This window comes from Spongiactinospora sp. 9N601 (assembly GCF_044326295.1).
Taxonomy (GTDB): Bacteria; Actinomycetota; Actinomycetes; order Streptosporangiales; family Streptosporangiaceae; genus Spongiactinospora; species Spongiactinospora gelatinilytica.
Genome location: NZ_JBIRBB010000001.1, coordinates 276,949 through 292,467 on the forward strand (window position 1 = coordinate 276,949; position 15,519 = coordinate 292,467).

Sequence of the window (15,519 nt, forward strand, 5' to 3'; positions counted from 1 at the left end):
TCCCTACTCTCCATATGTTTCTCGGCGGCGGACGGCCTGCGCGGCCACCTGCCGGTCGTCGAAGGGGATCACCTCGCCGGCGATGTACTGCCCCTGCTCGTGACCCTTGCCGGCGATCAGGACGACGTCGCCGGGCCCGGCCCGCCGCACGGCGAGCCCGATGGCCGCGGCGCGGTCCGGTTCCATGATCACATGCGCGCGTTCCCTGGGCGGGACGTCCAGCGCGCCTTCGAGCATGGCGGCCAGGATGACCAGAGGGTCCTCCGACCGCGGGTTGTCGCTCGTGAGCATGACCACATCGGCCAGCCGGGCGGCGGCCTCGCCCATCAGTGGCCGCTTGCCCTGGTCACGGTCGCCGCCGCAGCCGAGCACCACGATGAGCGTGCCCGCGGTGACCTCGCGCAGCGACCGCAGCACCGACTCCACCGCGCCCGGCTTGTGGGAGTAGTCGACGATCACCTCATAGGCGCCGCCGGTCTCGACCCGCTCCATCCGGCCGGGGACGCCGCGCAGCGAGCCCACGCCGTGGACCGCGGCCTGCAGCGGCACCCCCGACTCGACCAGGGCGACGATGGCTCCCAGGGTGTTGGAGACGTTGAAGGGGCCGGGCAGCGACACCGTGACGTCCGCCTCCACCCCGCCCGGGCCCACCACCCGGAAGGTGCTGCCGTCGCCGCCGCAGCGGACGTCCTGCGCCCGCCACTCGGCCCGCGGCGACCCCGACGCGGAGAACGAGGTCATCGGGATCTTGGCCACGCCCAGCAGCTCCCGGCCGTGGGCGTCGTCGAGGTTGACCACCCCGACGCGGCTGAACTCCGGAGTGAACAGCCTGGCCTTGGTGGCGAAGTAGTCGTCGAGGTCGCGGTGGAAGTCGAGGTGGTCCTGGGAGAGGTTGGTGAACAGGGCCACGTCGTAGCGCACGCCGCCCACGCGGTCCAGGGCCAGGGCGTGGCTGGAGACCTCCATGGCGGCGGCGGTGACCCCCTCCTCGCGCATCAGCGCGAGGAGGCCGTGCACGTCGCTCGCCTCCGGCGTGGTGAGCTGCGCGGGGAAGCTCCGGCCGGCCACGTGGATCTCCACGCCGCCGATCAGCCCGGTGCTGTGCCCGGCCGCGCGAAGCCCCGCCTCCATCAGGAACGTACTGGTGGACTTGCCGCTGGTGCCGGTCACGCCGAGCACGGTCACGGCGGCGGCCGGTTCGCCGTAGACCCAGGCCGCGACCTTGCCGAGCACCGCGCGCGGGTCGGGCACCACGAGCACCGGCAGGCCGGTGGCCGCTGCGGCCTCCCGGCCGGCCGGGTCGGTCAGTACGGCGGCGGCCCCTGCGGCCAGCGCCTCGGCGGCGAAGCGGGACCCGTGGAAGTTCGCCCCCGGCAGAGCGGCGTAGAGATCGCCGCGCCGCACCTGGCGCGAGTCGTGGGTGATGCCGGTGACCGCGGCGCGCGGGCCTTCACTGGGCACGCCGAGCAGCGCCGCGAGCCCGGACAGCGGGCGCGGCGGACTCGTCGTCGGACGCATAGACGGGGGACGCACGGCGAGAGCGTACCGTCACTCGTCACCCATCGGCGCGTATCCGCACCGATGGCGGAGTAGTACCGGTAGGTGGAATCTTCCTGCTCTTTAACGCGAAGGTCATGACGTCCTTGAAGACGGGCGCGGCGATCTCGCCGCCGTAGTGCCCCTTGCGAGGGTCCTGGAGCACCGCGAGGGCGACGATCCTCGGCGCGTCCGCGGGGGTGAACCCGGCGAACGTCGCCGTGTAACCACAGTAGCCCTGACACTCCGCGTCATAGCGCATCGCGGTGCCGGTCTTGCCGGCCACCCGGTAGCCGGGGATGGCCGCCAGCTTGCCGGTGCCCTCCTCGCCGACCGCCGCCTCCAGCATGGCCGCGATGTCCTTGGCGGCGCGCGAACCGATCACCCGGGTACGCTCGCCCGGCTTGGCCGGTACGATCTTGCCGTCCTCACCCGAGATCCCGGCCACGATCTGCGGGGTGATCCGCACGCCGCCGTTGGCGATGGTCTGGTAGACGCTGGCCATCTGCAGCGCGGTGACCGACACGCCCTGCCCGTAGGCGATCGTGCAGCCCTGGCTGCCCGACCACTTCTGCCAGCCCGGCAGCAGCCCGGCCTCCTCGCCCGGCAGGCCGCTGCCCGGCTTGACGCCGAACCCGAAGTCCAGCAGCTTCTTGTGCAGCGCCTGGTTCCCGATCTTCTGCGCGGCCATGATCGTGCCGACGTTGCTGGAGGTGGCCACGATCCCGGAGAAGGTCAGCTTCTCGGGCTTGTGCGGGTGGGAGTCGTGCAGCACGCGGTCGGCGCAGCGGATGGAGTCCTGGACGCTGAAGACCGACTCCGGGCGCACCGCCCCGGCCTCAAGGGCCGCCGCGGCGGTGATGACCTTGCCGGTGCTGCCGGGCTCGAACACCTCGGCCACGGCGCGGTTGATCCAGGCGTCCTGGGGGGTCTTCTGCCAGTTGTTGAGGTCGAGTTCGGGGGCGTTGGCCATGCCCAGGATGTGGCCGTTGCGGACGTCCATCACGATCACGCTGCCGCTGCGCGCGCCGGTGGCCCGCACCTGCTCGGCGACGGCCTTCTGGGCGGCCCACTGGATGTCGCGGTCGATGGTCAGGCGGACCTCTCTGCCGGGCACGGGGGCCTTGCGGGTGTCCCGGGTCATCGGGATGCGCTGGCGGTCCCGGCCCATCTCGATGCTCTGCAGGCCGTCCCGGCCGGCCAGCACCTTGTCGTGGATCCGCTCCAGACCGACCAGGCCGTGCCCCTCGAAACCGACGAAACCGATCAGGCTGCCGGCCAGGTCGTCGCCGGGGTAGACGCGGCGGTACTGGGACTTGGTGGCGACGCCCTTGTAGCCGCGGTCCAGGATGCGCTGGGCGACCACCGGATCGACGTCCTTGGCGATGAGCTGGTAGCGCGTCTGGGTACGGTTCAGCTTGGCGGCGACCTCGGCCTGCGGCCTGCGCAGCTCGGCGGCGAGCATGGCGGCGAGGTTGTCGCGCTGTTCGGGGGTCACCCTGGACGGGTCGACGGACACCTCCCGCGCCTCGGCGGTGACGGCCAGCTCGTGGCCGTTGATGTCGGTGATCGGGCCGCGCCTGGCGGGCAGCGTCTCCGGCTGCACCCGCTGCTCGGCGGCCCTGGCCTCGTAGACCTTGGAGTCCAGACCCTGGAGCTGCACCAGCCGGCCGGCCATGATCGACAGCACGAAGGTCATGCCGATCAGGCCGATGCCGATCCTTCTGCGCGGGTTGCCCAGGCGCAGCATCGTGGGGGGCTTGGGCGGGCGCGGCGGCCTGCGGGGGCGCGGCGGTCGTTGCGGGTCGTGCGGGCCGGGCCCGCGCAGCCGCCCTCCGGCACCCCGCCCGGGCCACGGCGGGCCGTCGCCGTTCCCCCGGCCTGGACGCGCCGGCCCATCACCGGTCGCCCGGCCGGCGCGTACCGAACCGTCGCCGCTCTCCCTGCCAGAACGCGCCGGCCCATCACCGCTCCCCCGGCCGGAACGCGGCGCACCCTCGCCCGTCCCCTTCCCGGAACGCGGTGTGCCCTCGCCCGTCCCCTTCCCGGAACGCGGCGTGCCCTCGCCGGTCGCCCTGCCGGCGCGTACCGAACCGTCGCCGCTCTCCCTGCCAGAACGCGCCGGCCCATCACCGCTCCCCCGGCCAGGACGCGGCGCGCCCTCGCCCGTCCCCTTCCCGGAACGCGGCGTGCCGTCGGCGGCCGGCTTGCCGGGACGTGCCGGGCCGTCGCCGGGGCGGCGGTCCTGGCGGGGTGGGTCGTCGCCCGCGCGCCGGGGGGGCGGGGCCGGGTGGCCCTCTCCCGGCGGTGGTCCGGTACGGCCGGGCCTGCGCGGTCCGCCGGGCACACGGCGACCGGCGCCGGGGCCTCCAGAGGCGCCGGCGCCGGATCCGCCGCGGCCGGGTCCCGAACCCCGGCCACCGCCGTCTCTCACCTGCCCGCGTCCCCCGCCTCAGCGCCCTCGGGAACGCCCTTGCCGATCTCGATCACCCTGGCCGAGTGGTCGGGCCGCGCGCCCAGCTCCCCGGCGCGCTCGGCCAGCGCCTCGGCGGTGTCCTGCCGCGCGTTGTCGAGCTTCTGCCGCTCGGCCTCCCGCTGGATGCGGGCAAGACCGTGGCGCAGCTCGTCGGCCTCGAAGGAGTCCTGGGCCAGGACGGTGTTGAGCAGCAGCAGGGTGACCAGGCCGCCGCACAGCAGGCCGACCAGCAGCAGCACGAACGGCGCGCGCGGCGCGCGGCCACGGCGGCGGGCCGGGTCGGTGGTCGCGGCACGGGCCGGACGCGTCAGCCGCCGCGCCTCGCCCAGGCGCCGCAGGCCCTTCGCCGGAGCGCCACCGTCCAGTAGGTCCTTCACCGGAGCGCCTCTGTCCAGGAGGTCGTTCACCGGAGCGGCCCCGCCCAGACCACCCTTGCCCAGGGCGGACTCGCCGGCAGCGGCCTTGCCCCGGACCCCCTTGCGCAGTACGCCCCGGCCCGGGACGACCCGGTCAGCGGCGCCCTTGCCCGAGGCGCCCCTGCCGGGAACACCCCTGTCCGGAGCGGACCGGCCGGAAACACCCTTGCCCGGAACGCCCTTGGCCGGGGTGACCCGACCGGGCGCAGTCCTACCCGAGGCGACCCGCCCGGACGCGCTCTTGCCCGAGGTGGCCCGGCCGGTGGCACTCTTGCCCTGCGCGGTCCGGCCGGAAGGCTCATTGCCCTGCGCGGTCCGGCCGGGAGCGCCCTTGGCCGGGGTGCCGTTCGCCGGCATCTCTTCCGGATGCCGCGCGCCTGGCTTGGGGGCCTTCGGGCGCGGTGGGGCCACCCGCGCCGTGGCGGTGCGGGGCTGACGGGGCGTGCGGGAGCGGACTCCGCGCGGGAGCTCACGCTCGGTCTTCGTCAACAGGCTCACGGATCCTCTCTGCGGCCCGCAGTCGGGCCGAGGCCGCGCGCGGGTTGCGCGTGACCTCCTCCTCGTCGGGGAGCTCGGCTCCCCTCGTCACCAGGCGGAACCTGGGCTGGTGCGCGGGCAGCGGCACCGGCAGGCCGGGCGGGCCCGTCTCCTTGGTTCGCGCCGCGAGGACCTGCTTGGCCAGCCGGTCCTCAAGGGAGTGGTAGGCGAGCACGACGACCCGCCCTCCCAGGGTGAGCGCGTCGAGTGCGGCGGGGAGCGCCGTCTCCAGGGCGGACAGCTCCTCGTTCACCTCGATGCGCAGTGCCTGGAAAGTCCTCTTCGCGGGGTTGCCCCCGGTGCGCCGGGTCGCGGCGGGGATGGCGGCGCGCACGATGTCGGCCAGCCGCCTGGTCGAGGCGATGGGCTCCCTGGCCCGCTCCTCGCAGATCAGCCGGGCGACGCGCGCGGCGAACCGCTCCTCGCCGTAATCGCGCAGCACGCGGGTCAGCTCCTTCGCCGGATAGGTGTTGACCACCTCTGCCGCCGTGAGCTCCTGCCCGCGGTCCATCCGCATGTCCAGCGGCGCGTCGTAAGAGTAGGCGAACCCTCTTTCCGGCTCGTCGAGCTGCGGCGATGACACGCCGAGATCGAACAGCGCCGCGTCCACGCGCGGCGCGCCGGCCGCCGAGAGCACGGCGGGAAGGTCGCTGGAGACCGCGCGCACCAGCGTGGCGCGCGTCCCGTAGGGGGCCAGCCGTACGGCGGAGCGCTCGACGGCCACCGGATCGCGGTCGATCCCGATCAGCCGGAGCGAGGGGTGGGCCGCGAGCAGCGCCTCGGCGTGCCCGCCGAGCCCGAGGTTGGCATCGACCAGCACCGGAGCGGGCCGGTCCAGCGCGGGCGCGAGAAGGTCGAGCACGCGCGCGAGCATCACCGGCACATGGCCGCCGCCCGCGCGAAGACCGTTGTCATCGGTCGATCGCATGCTCTCTCACCCCCCCTCTCGCCGCTCGTACTCGCGGATGTTTTCGCGGCTTCGCCGAACCATCGGCCATCCCGTTCACTTTCGGGCCCCCACCCGGCCGCCCGGCCAGGTCCCCATCCGCAACCGACTGAATGACCGCCACCTGACACCGGGGAAGGTGCATCAGCTGGTGGTCCAGGTGGGTGCGGGTGGAGACCTCGCCGAACGACTTGTTACACCGACGATTCGACCGTTGTCACAAAATCCCTGGCAGCACCTCCTCCGACAGATCGGCGAACGCCTGCTCCTGGTCGGACAGGTAGGTCTCCCAGGCACGCGCGTCCCAGATCTCCAGCCGCGTGTTGGCCCCGATCACCACACAGTCGCGGGTGAGCCCGGCATACTGGCGGAGGGCTTGCGGGATCGTGATCCGCCCCTGCTTGTCAGGGACCTCGTCCGATGCGCTCGCGAAGAGAACACGGCTGTAGTCGCGGACCGCCTTGGCGGTCACCGGCGCGGTACGCAGAGCCTCGGTGATGCGCTCGAACTCCTCTACGGGAAAAACGTAGAGGCAGCGCTCCTGGCCTTTGGTGATCACCAGACCCTCCGCCAGCTCCTCACGGTACTTCGCCGGCAGGAACAGCCGTCCCTTGTCGTCCAGGCGCGGTTGGTGCGTGCCGAGGAACACCGGCCCCACCTCCCGTGCCTAGTGGAGCGCTCGGCCACGAGAGCACCGGCCCTCCACTGCGCACCACCTTACTCCACTTCTCTCCACCGTCAACTAATCGTCGCCGTGTGTCGCCGCCATTTTCGTGACGTTTATGCAGGTCAAAGCGGTGGAGTATGGGTGGGGCGCGGTGCCGTCCCCCCCGCGTGTCGGGGCGGCGCGCCAGTGCCGGAATACCTACAGCGCCCCGAATACGGAGCCGGGTGGGGGCAGTGGTGGGGCGCCGTGGAGCGGAGGCATCGCGATAGCCCGGCTATAGCCGCATTCGCCGGTAAATCGGCTATAAGTCGCCCCGGAACCCCTGGCAACGTAGTGTCTGTACACACAATGGAAAAGAAACGCAAGGCCCCCGCAAAAGCGCCTGTGGGGGCATGCCGTACCACCATCATGGAGGCCCGGTGGCTGTCAGCCATGACGTCGGACATCAACTCGAGGATCTGGTCTCCACAGCGCACCGGATCCGGCACGCGATCGAATCGGTGATCGAGGGCAAGGCGGACGTCGTCCGGCTCACATTGACCGTCCTGCTGGCCGAGGGCCACCTACTCATCGAGGACGTGCCGGGTGTCGGCAAGACGATGCTGGCCAAGGCGCTGGCCCGGTCCATCGACTGCCCCGTCCGCCGGGTGCAGTTCACCCCGGACCTGCTGCCCAGCGACATCACGGGGGTGAGCGCCTACAACCAGCAGACTCGCGAGTTCGAGTTCAAGCCGGGCCCGGTCTTCGCGAACATCGTGGTGGGCGACGAGATCAACCGCGCCTCCCCCAAGACGCAGTCCGCGCTGCTGGAGTGCATGGAAGAACACCAGGTGACCGTCGATGGGGCCACCTACCGGCTGGACACGCCGTTCATGGTGATCGCCACCCAGAACCCGATCGAGATGGAGGGCACCTATCCCCTCCCCGAGGCGCAACGGGACCGCTTCACCGCCAGGATCGCGATGGGCTACCCCGAGCCGGCGGCGGAGCTGGAGATGCTGGACGTCCACGGTGCGGCCTCGCCGCTGGACAAGCTGGAGCCGGTGGCGACCACCGCCGAGGTGCGGGCGCTGATCGAGGCCGTGCGGGCGGTGTTCGTCGCCCCGCCGATCAAGAAGTACGCCATCGACCTGGTCACCGCCACCCGGCAGACGCCGGACCTGCGTCTCGGGGCCTCCCCCCGCTCGACGCTGCAGCTCGTGCGGGCCGGGCGGGCGCACGCCGCGCTGGCGGGACGTGACTACGTCATCCCCGACGACCTCCAGGACCTCGCGGTCCCGGTGCTCGCCCACCGGCTGCTGCCCAGCGTGGAGGCGCAGGGCCAGCGCCGCCATCCCGAGCAGGTGGTCGCCGACCTGGTACGCCGCGTGCCCGTGCCCGACGCACCGGGCCGGGGGCCCGGCGGGGTGGGAACGAGGCGGTGAAGGCCGGGCTCGGCGCGCTGACCGCGCGCGGGCGGTCGTTCGTCGCCTCGGGGATCGCCGCCCTGCTGTGCGCCGTGCTGCTCGGCGAACACGACCTGCTGCGGATCGGCATCCTCATCCTGACGCTGCCGCTGCTGGCCGCGATGGTCGTCGCGCGCACCCGCTACCGGCTGAGCTGCGCCCGCCGCCTGGAGCCGCAGCGGGCGGAGGTCGGCGTCGAGGCGACGGTCACCCTGCGGCTGGAGAACGTCACCCGGCTGCCGACCGGGCTGCTGCTGGTGGAGGACACCGTTCCCTACGCGCTCGGCGCGCGCCCCAGGTTCGTGCTGGACCGGGTGGAGCCGCAGGGCATCCGCGAGATCGACTACCGGGTCCGCTCCGACCTGCGCGGCAGGTTCCCCATCGGGCCGCTCTCGGTGCGGATCACCGACCCGTTCGGGCTGGTCGAACTGGCCCGCGGGTTCACCATCAGCGACACCCTGGTGGTGACGCCGCAGGTGGTGCCGCTGCCGCACGTACGCCTTTCCGGCGAGTGGACCGGCGGCGGCGACAGCCGTAGCAGGAGCGTTGCGGCGGCGGGCGATGACGACGTGGCGCCGCGGGAGTACCGCCAGGGGGACGACCTGCGCCGGGTCCACTGGCGCTCCACCGCCAGGCACGGCGAGCTGATGGTGCGACGGGAGGAGCAGCAGTGGCAGAGCCGCGGCGCGCTCCTGCTCGACACCCGCAGGATGGCCCACCGGGGGGAGGGCCCGCGCTCGTCGTTCGAGGTCGCCGTCTCGGCCGCGGCGTCCATCGGCGTCCACCTGGCCCGTGAGGGCCTCGGCCTGCGCCTGGTCACCGACCAGGGCGCGGAGCACCTGACCGAGATGGGGCTGAGCCACTCGCTGCTGGACACGCTGGCGGTGGTACGTCAGAGCCAGACGCGTTCCCTGGACTACGGGGTCACCGCGCTGCGGCAGGGCGGCGGCGACGGGCTGATCGTGGCCGTGCTCGGGTCGCTGCGGGCCGAGGAGGTCACCGCCCTGGCCCGGCTGCGGCACGGCAGCGTCACCGGTGTGGCGGTGGTGCTCGACACGGCCGTGTGGGAGCATCCCGACGCACCGCCCAGCGAGGAGTACGAGCAGGTCAGGACCGTCCTGGCCGGGTACGGCTGGCGGGTCGCGCGGCTGCGTTCCGGCGGCTCCATCGCGGCCGTATGGCCCGAGGCCGCCCGCCGGGGCGGCCGTACCCCGATAGGCAACACGGCCGGCGGAGGCGGCGAATGAGACTTCCGATCACCGCGGCGCTGGCCACGATGGCCGTCGCCACGACCCTGCACCAGCTCTTCTCCGGAGGGGCCTGGCTCTGGACCACCCTCGGCGCGATCGTGGTGATCGGCGCGATGGGGGTGATCGCCTCCCGGCTGGCCGTACCGGGCTGGCTGTCGGCGCTCGCCCAGCTCGCCGGGCTGTGGATCTACCTGACCGCCGCGTTCGCCGGTGATGAGGCGTGGGCCATGGTGGTCCCCACCAGCGACTCCGTGGCCGCCCTGGTGAGTCTGGTCGAGGACGGTTTCCAGGACATCCAGCGCTACGCCCCGCCGGTCCCGGCCAACCCGTCGATCATGCTGTTCACCGCGCTGGGCATCGGGCTGATCGCCATCGCGGTGGACCTGCTGGCCGTACGGCTGCGCCGGGCCGCGCTCGCGGGGCTGCCGTTGCTCGCCCTGTTCGTGGTGCCGGCCGAGATCGTCACCGACCAGATCCCCTGGCCGTCGTTCATCGTGGCGGCGCTGGGGTTCACCGCGCTGCTGCTCGCCGACGGCCGGGAGCGGATCGGCCACTGGGGCCGGGCGGTGCTGGTCCGCCGGATGCGCGGTACGTCCAGGCCGGAGGGCGACAGCGGGCAGTTGCGGCTGTCCGGCAAGCGGATCGGGGTCGCGGCGATCGGGCTGGCCGTGCTGGTGCCCGCGCTGGTGCCGACGCTCGAACCCAACCCGCTGTTCACCTTCGGCGTCGGTGCGGGCGACGGCAGGGGCGAGGGCAACACGATCAGCATCCCCAACCCCATCGTGGGGCTGAAGGGACAGCTCACCCTGCCCGACAACGCGCCCGTCCTCACCTACACCAACGACGACGGCGTACCGAGGTACCTGCGGCTGTACGCGCTGGACACCTTCAACAGCGACGTGTGGACCATGTCCAATCCCTCAGGGACCCCGGAGAACCGGGTGGAGAACGGGCCGCTGCCCGCGCCGCCCGGACTGACCTCCACCCCGCAGGACCGGCAGATCAAGACCGACATCCAGATCAGTGAGGATCTGGACGTGGAGTTCCTGCCGCTGCCGTACCCGCCGCTGCGGGTGACCGCCGAGGGCGACTGGCGGGCCGACCGCACCTCGCTCATGGTCTTCTCCACCCGCGACTCCACCCGGGGCCTGCGCTACCAGGTGATCAGCGGCGAGCCGAGGGCGACCGCCGACCGGCTGAAGGGGTCGGGTGAGCCGGTACCGGAGGTCGCCGCGCGCTACCTGTCGCTGCCGCAGGGGCTGCCGCCGCAGGTGCGCGAGGAGGCCGAGCGGGTCACCAGGAACCGGAAGACCCCCTATGAGAAGGCCGTCCGGCTTCAGGAGTGGTTCACCGACGACGGCGACTTCACCTACAGCGTGAACACCAAGAGCGGCCACAGCAACTCCGCGCTGCTGGACTTCCTGATCAGCAGCAGGGTGGGGTACTGCGAGCAGTTCGCCGCGGCGATGGCCGTGATGGCGCGCACCCTGGGCATCCCCGCCCGGGTGGCGGTCGGCTACACCGGCGGCACGCCGCTGGGCGGCGGGCGCTGGCAGGTCGGCACGCACGACATGCACGCCTGGCCCGAGCTGTACTTCGAGGGCGTGGGCTGGCTCCCCTTCGAGCCGACCCCCTCCGGGACGCAGGGGCAGGGAACGGCACGCGCGCCCGAGTACAGCCTGCCGCCGCCCGACGAGCCTGACCCGGCCACCTCCTCCCCCGGCCCGACCGGCGGCGAGGACGAGGAGACCGGCACGACCAGCGGCACGCCGGAGCGCCCGCGCAACCCGGCGCTGCTCGACCGGGAGGGCACGATCACTCCGGCGGCGCCGGAGGAGAGCACGTCGGTGGCCGGCCGGATCGGCACGGGCGCGCTGATGCTGCTGCTGATCGTGCTGATCCCCGCGGCGCTGCGGGTGTTCATGCGCAGGCGGCGGCTGCGGGTGGTGGCCAGGCCCGTGGCGGACGATCCGGGCCCGGGTCCGAGCCCGGAGCCGGGTTTCGGGGGCGCGGCCGATCCGCCGGTCGGCGTGTGGGCGGGCAGGCGGGCCTCGCCGGTGTCGGCGGCGTGGGCGGAGTTCGGCGACGCCCTGTACGACTACGGGCTGAGCCGGGCGGCCAGTGAGACGCCGCGGGCGCTGAGCCGCAGGCTGGCCGCCGAGCACGGCTTCGACCCGCTGGCCACGGCGGCGATCGAGCGGATCGCCACGGCGACCGAGCGGATGCTGTTCGCCAGGTCGCCCGGTGATCAGCGGCCGATGGGCGAGGATCTGCGGCGGGTGCGCCGCGCGCTGGCCGCCACCGCCTCACGCGGGCGGCGGATCAGGGCGGTACTGCTGCCGCCGTCCACCCTGCGCCGGCTGCGCCAGGTCGGCGGGCGGCTGCTGGACGGGTTCGACCGGCTGGAGAACCTGCGGATGCGCAAGACGACGGGCTGAGCACCGGCGAAATGTGGCCGCCCCCGGGCTTGCGGGGGCGGCCACATTCGTTCTTCTGGCAGTGATCTCGTCCCCCGCGCCGGTGGGCGAAGGGGACGAAGAGGTGCGGGAGGGTTTCCGGCGGGTCGTACGGCGCTGCGGAGCGATCGCTCAGCGCTCGTCGTGGCGACGCCGCCAGCGCTCCTCCATGCGCTCCATGAAGCTGGGCCGCGGACCGCCGCGCCGCCCACCGGCCGGCCGGCCGGGAGGTGCGGCGCCTGGCTGGCCCGCCGGTGGCGGCGAGCCGTCACCGAACCCGTTCATCTTCTTCCAGCTCGACAAGCCCCAAAGACACGCGAGGAGCATGACCACGAAGCCGCCGACACCGAGCAGGATGAGCTGCGACACGACGCCGACCATCAGCAGGACGACGCCGAGAAGGAACCCGATGCTGGCCTTCACCAAGCGGCGCTTGTAGTGGTTACGGGGGTCGCGGATTCGTACGGTATTGGCCCACTTCGGGTCCTCGGCGTAGAGGGCCTGCTCGATCTGGTCGAGCAAGCGCTGCTCGTGCTCAGAGAGCGGCACGGCGCCTCCCAAGGACGGCCCCAGGACGGGGAAGACGGCAACGGACGACACGGGGTGTCCGGACCTCGCGGTCGGTTATCCCCAGAATACGAGGCTGTAGACGCGGGCGAAAGAAAACGTCCAACGTAGACCAAACCGGAGGTGACGTCATAGATCTATTCCATCAAACTTTGGCCGCACCAGCGAGGCCGGGCGCACCGCCCCCGGGCCGAACCTCGCGACCGCCCTGTCCATCGCGCGTTCCGCCTCCCTCCAGCCGGACTCTCGTTCTCCAAGAGTAAGCTGACGCACGGACGCCTCGGCCCTCAGGAGGTTCTCCATTCGCACTCCGACGAGCCGCAGTCGCACGCGCGCGAGGTCCGCGGCGGCGTACAACTCGCAGGCTGTGACGTAAATCTCCTGTGTGACATCGGTCGCCTCGCGCAGGGTGCGCGAACGCGTGATGGTGGTGAAATCGGCGCGGCGGAGCTTGACACTGACCGTGCGGCCGATGTGACCGCCCGCGCGCAGCCGCGCCGCCACCTTCTCCGACAGGCGCAGCAGCTCCCTGCGGATCGTCTCCGGATCGTCGACGTCGGCCGCGAAGGTCTCCTCCGCGCCGATGCTCTTGTCCGGGACGTGCGGGGTCACCTCCCGCTCGTCGCGGCCCCACGCCAGGGCGGACAGGTGGCCCCCCGCCGCGTGGCCCAGCTCCCGGCGCAGTGTGGCGACCGGTACCCTGGCCAGGTCGCCCACCGTCTTGATGCCCAGCCGCAGCAGGGCCTCCTCGGTGCGGTCGCCGACCCCCCACAGCGCCCCGACCGGAAGCGGGTGCAGGAACTCCACCACCCCGTCGGCCGGGACCACCAGCAGGCCGTCGGGCTTGCACTGGCGAGATGCCAGTTTTGCCACGAATTTGCTGCTGGCCACCCCCACCGAGCAGGTGATGCCGAAGCGCTCGGCGACCTGGGCCCGGATCAGCGCGGCCACCCGGGCGGGCGAACCGAGCCTGCGCCGCGCGCCGCCGACGTCGAGGAACGCCTCGTCGGAGGCGATCGGCTCCACCTGGGGCGTCACCGCCTGGAAGATCTCCATCACGCCACGGGACACCGCCGAGTACTTGCCGTGGCTGGGCGGGATGATCGTGGCCTGCGGGCACAGCCGCATCGCGCGGGTCATCGGCATCGCGGAATGCACGCCGTACCGCCTGGCCTCGTAGGTGGCGCTGAGCACCACGCCGCGCGCGCCCGCCGCGCCGATGATCACCGGGGTGCCGGCCAGCTCCGGCCGGTCGAGCAGCTCGACGCTCGCGTAGAACGCGTCCATGTCGACATGCAGGATGGGGCAGCCGGTGTCGTCGGCCGACCCCGTCGTGGCGACCCTGGGGACCTGCTGTTTGCGGGACACGACACCATCCTAGGCGAACGCGCGTTCGATCCGGTGGCCTACCCGAGGGTGGCCAGGACGTGTGTCTGGGTGGCGATCTCCCGCAGCACCGGATGAGTGGCGGCGGCACGTTCCAGCGCGACCAGGGCCTCCGCGGCGCCGGGCTCGCCGTCCACGAGCCGGCTCGGCACCAGGTCGGCGAAGATCCGCACGCCGTGCACCTCGCCCACGGTGAAGCCGGTGGCGGCGAGCAACGCGGCCAGCCGTTCGCCGGTGAACCGGCGCGGGGTCGGGTCGCGATCGCCCCAGCGCCCTTCGTCGTCGCCGAGGACCAGCCTGGCCTCCTCGAACCGCCCGCTCAGCGCCCGGTGGACGGCCGTGGCGACCGGATTGGCGGCGAGCAGGCTCACCACGCCGCCCGGCCGTAGCAGGCGGGCCACCGCCCGCAGCGCGCCCGCCGGGTCATCGACGTACTCCAGCACGCTGTGGCACAGCACCAGGTCCGCGCCGCCCTCGGGAAGCAGGTCGCCGAGGTCGGCGGCGTCACCTTGCAACGCGCGCACGCCCACGCCCGCCTCGGCCGCGCGCCGCTCCAGCGCGGCGAGCGAGTCGGGACTCGGGTCCACCACGGTGACCGCGTGCCCCAGTCCCGCCAGGGGCACGGCGAAACCACCCGTGCCGCCCCCGGCGTCGATGATGTCGAGCCGTGCGCGCCCGGTGGCGTAGGCCCGTTCGGCCAGCACCGCCCGCAACGCGTCCCACAGCACGGCGGTCCGCGCCGCAGGCACGGCCGCCTGCCGGGTCACACCTTCGGTCCGCAACTCAAAGCCTCCCTCGACCGCGCCCTCGGGAAAGGGCGTCCCACCCGCCCCAGCCTACGCCGGGCGGCAGGTCCTCACAGGCTGAGGCTGGGCTTGAGCTCCTTGAACCGGGCCAGGATGCCGTTGATGAACTGGGGGGACTCGTCGGTGGACAGCTCCGAGGCCAGATGCACCCACTCGCTGATCACCACGCCCTCCGGGACGTCGGGCATCCACAGCAGCTCGTAGGACCCGCCGCGGAGCACGTTGCGGTCGACCGCGGGCATGCGGTCCAGGCTCCAGCCCTCGGAGTAGGTCGAGATCAGCTCGTCGATCCTGGGCAGGTGGCGCACCACGCCCTCCACGAGCGCGGCGGTGTACTCGTTGACCGGCGGCTCGGCGCGCTCCAGCCGCTCGGCGAGGATCCTGCCCGGGTCCTCACTGCGCAGCTCGGCCTCGAAGAGGATGTCCAGGGCTCGCCTGCGGGCCTTGCCCCGTGCCGTCATCAGGCGCGGCCGAGGTAGTCGCCGGTGCGGGTGTCGACCTTGACCCTCTCTCCGGTGGTGATGAACAACGGCACCTTGATCTCCGCGCCGGTCTCCAGCGTGGCGGGCTTGGTACCGCCGGTGGAGCGATCGCCCTGCAGGCCCGGCTCGGTGTGCGACACGGTCAGCTCGACCGCCGCGGGCAGCTCGATGTAGAGCGCCGCGCCGTCGTTGAAGGCGACCGTGGCCAGCGTGTTCTCCAGCAGGTAGTCGGCGGCCGAGCCGACGGTGCCGCGCGGCACGTGGACCATGTCGTAGGTCTCGGTGTCCATGAACACGAAATCGTCACCGTCGGGGTAGGAGTACTGCATCTCCCGCTTGTCGACGTTGGCGACCTCGACCTTCACCCCGGCGTTGAAGGTCTTGTCGACGACTTTGCCGGACAGGACGTGCTTGAGCTTGGTGCGCACGAACGCGCCGCCCTTGCCGGGCTTGACGTGCTGGAACTCGACGACCGTCCACAGCTCGCCGCCGTCCAGCCGAAGTACGATGCCGTTCTTGAGGTCGTTGGTCGTCGCCACTCGCTTGTCT

13 protein-coding genes are annotated in these 15,519 nt (G+C 72.6%); 3 read left to right on the forward strand and 10 right to left on the reverse strand.

Going from position 1 to position 15,519, the window contains the following annotated elements:
• Window positions 1–3: 3 nt before the first annotated feature.
• The 5 genes from ACH34R_RS01170 to mraZ form a co-directional block, all read right to left on the reverse strand.
• Window positions 4–1,518: a UDP-N-acetylmuramoyl-L-alanyl-D-glutamate--2,6-diaminopimelate ligase gene (locus ACH34R_RS01170; RefSeq protein ID WP_397559788.1), complete on the reverse strand. Its 1,515-nt coding sequence runs from the start codon at window positions 1,516–1,518 to the stop codon at window positions 4–6.
• A 37-nt stretch (window positions 1,519–1,555) separates the two neighbouring features.
• Entirely contained in the window at window positions 1,556–3,883 is a 2,328-nt protein-coding gene (locus ACH34R_RS01175) for a penicillin-binding transpeptidase domain-containing protein (protein WP_397559408.1), read from the reverse strand.
• A gap of 83 nt (window positions 3,884–3,966) precedes the next feature.
• A complete protein-coding gene (locus ACH34R_RS01180) occupies window positions 3,967–4,926 on the reverse strand; it encodes a hypothetical protein (protein ID WP_397559409.1) in 960 nt (319 codons plus the stop codon).
• Window positions 4,898–5,893 carry a 16S rRNA (cytosine(1402)-N(4))-methyltransferase RsmH gene (gene rsmH / locus ACH34R_RS01185; RefSeq protein ID WP_111170441.1) on the reverse strand — a complete coding sequence of 332 codons (996 nt, stop codon included), beginning with the start codon at window positions 5,891–5,893 and terminating at the stop codon, window positions 4,898–4,900. The genes ACH34R_RS01180 and rsmH overlap by 29 nt, the downstream gene beginning before the upstream one ends.
• 235 nt (window positions 5,894–6,128) lie before the next feature.
• Window positions 6,129–6,560, reverse strand: a complete 432-nt coding sequence (gene mraZ / locus ACH34R_RS01190) for a division/cell wall cluster transcriptional repressor MraZ (protein ID WP_111170440.1) — start codon at window positions 6,558–6,560, stop codon at window positions 6,129–6,131.
• Between the two features lie 410 nt (window positions 6,561–6,970).
• Here mraZ and ACH34R_RS01195 point away from each other — a divergent pair, with 410 nt between their 5' ends.
• From ACH34R_RS01195 to ACH34R_RS01205, 3 genes are read left to right on the forward strand one after another with little or no spacing between them, the layout of a single operon-like run.
• Complete coding sequence (locus ACH34R_RS01195) at window positions 6,971–8,002, forward strand: AAA family ATPase (RefSeq protein ID WP_397559410.1); 1,032 nt, start codon at window positions 6,971–6,973, stop codon at window positions 8,000–8,002.
• On the forward strand, window positions 7,999–9,270 hold the full coding sequence (locus ACH34R_RS01200; protein ID WP_397559411.1) for a DUF58 domain-containing protein: 1,272 nt from the start codon (window positions 7,999–8,001) through the stop codon (window positions 9,268–9,270). The genes ACH34R_RS01195 and ACH34R_RS01200 overlap by 4 nt, the downstream gene beginning before the upstream one ends.
• Window positions 9,267–11,711 carry a DUF3488 and DUF4129 domain-containing transglutaminase family protein gene (locus tag ACH34R_RS01205; RefSeq protein ID WP_397559412.1) on the forward strand — a complete coding sequence of 815 codons (2,445 nt, stop codon included), beginning with the start codon at window positions 9,267–9,269 and terminating at the stop codon, window positions 11,709–11,711. Before ACH34R_RS01200 ends, ACH34R_RS01205 begins: the two co-directional genes overlap by 4 nt.
• A gap of 150 nt (window positions 11,712–11,861) precedes the next feature.
• On the opposite strand, the gene ACH34R_RS01210 is transcribed toward ACH34R_RS01205, so the two are convergent.
• The 5 genes from ACH34R_RS01210 to efp all read right to left on the reverse strand — a co-directional run bounded on the left by ACH34R_RS01210 (window position 11,862) and on the right by efp (window position 15,509).
• On the reverse strand, window positions 11,862–12,278 hold the full coding sequence (locus ACH34R_RS01210; RefSeq protein WP_111170017.1) for a DUF3040 domain-containing protein: 417 nt from the start codon (window positions 12,276–12,278) through the stop codon (window positions 11,862–11,864).
• 147 nt (window positions 12,279–12,425) lie between these two features.
• The gene (gene dinB, locus ACH34R_RS01215) at window positions 12,426–13,664 is read right to left on the reverse strand and encodes a DNA polymerase IV (protein ID WP_397559413.1); all 1,239 of its coding nucleotides are present in this window, start codon (window positions 13,662–13,664) and stop codon (window positions 12,426–12,428) included.
• Between the two features lie 38 nt (window positions 13,665–13,702).
• Complete coding sequence (locus ACH34R_RS01220) at window positions 13,703–14,464, reverse strand: methyltransferase domain-containing protein (protein ID WP_397559414.1); 762 nt, start codon at window positions 14,462–14,464, stop codon at window positions 13,703–13,705.
• Window positions 14,465–14,538: 74 nt separating this feature from the next.
• Window positions 14,539–14,949, reverse strand: coding sequence for a transcription antitermination factor NusB (nusB, locus tag ACH34R_RS01225; protein ID WP_397559415.1), 411 nt, complete (start codon window positions 14,947–14,949; stop codon window positions 14,539–14,541).
• Window positions 14,949–15,509 (reverse strand): elongation factor P, encoded by a 561-nt coding sequence (gene efp / locus ACH34R_RS01230; RefSeq protein ID WP_397559416.1) that lies wholly within the window; start codon window positions 15,507–15,509, stop codon window positions 14,949–14,951. Before efp ends, nusB begins: the two co-directional genes overlap by 1 nt.
• Between the last annotated feature and the right edge of the window lie 10 nt (window positions 15,510–15,519).

What these genes read in the sequence shown, in the direction of transcription:
- ACH34R_RS01170 (WP_397559788.1), bottom strand. Translation starts at nt 1,518, where the DNA reads ATGCGTCCGACGACGAGTCCGCCGCGCCCGCTGTCCGGGCTCGCGGCG.
- rsmH (WP_111170441.1), bottom strand. Translation starts at nt 5,893, where the DNA reads ATGCGATCGACCGATGACAACGGTCTTCGCGCGGGCGGCGGCCATGTG.
- ACH34R_RS01195 (WP_397559410.1), top strand. Translation starts at nt 6,971, where the DNA reads ATGCCGTACCACCATCATGGAGGCCCGGTGGCTGTCAGCCATGACGTC.
- ACH34R_RS01205 (WP_397559412.1), top strand. Translation starts at nt 9,267, where the DNA reads ATGAGACTTCCGATCACCGCGGCGCTGGCCACGATGGCCGTCGCCACG.
- nusB (WP_397559415.1), bottom strand. Translation starts at nt 14,949, where the DNA reads ATGACGGCACGGGGCAAGGCCCGCAGGCGAGCCCTGGACATCCTCTTC.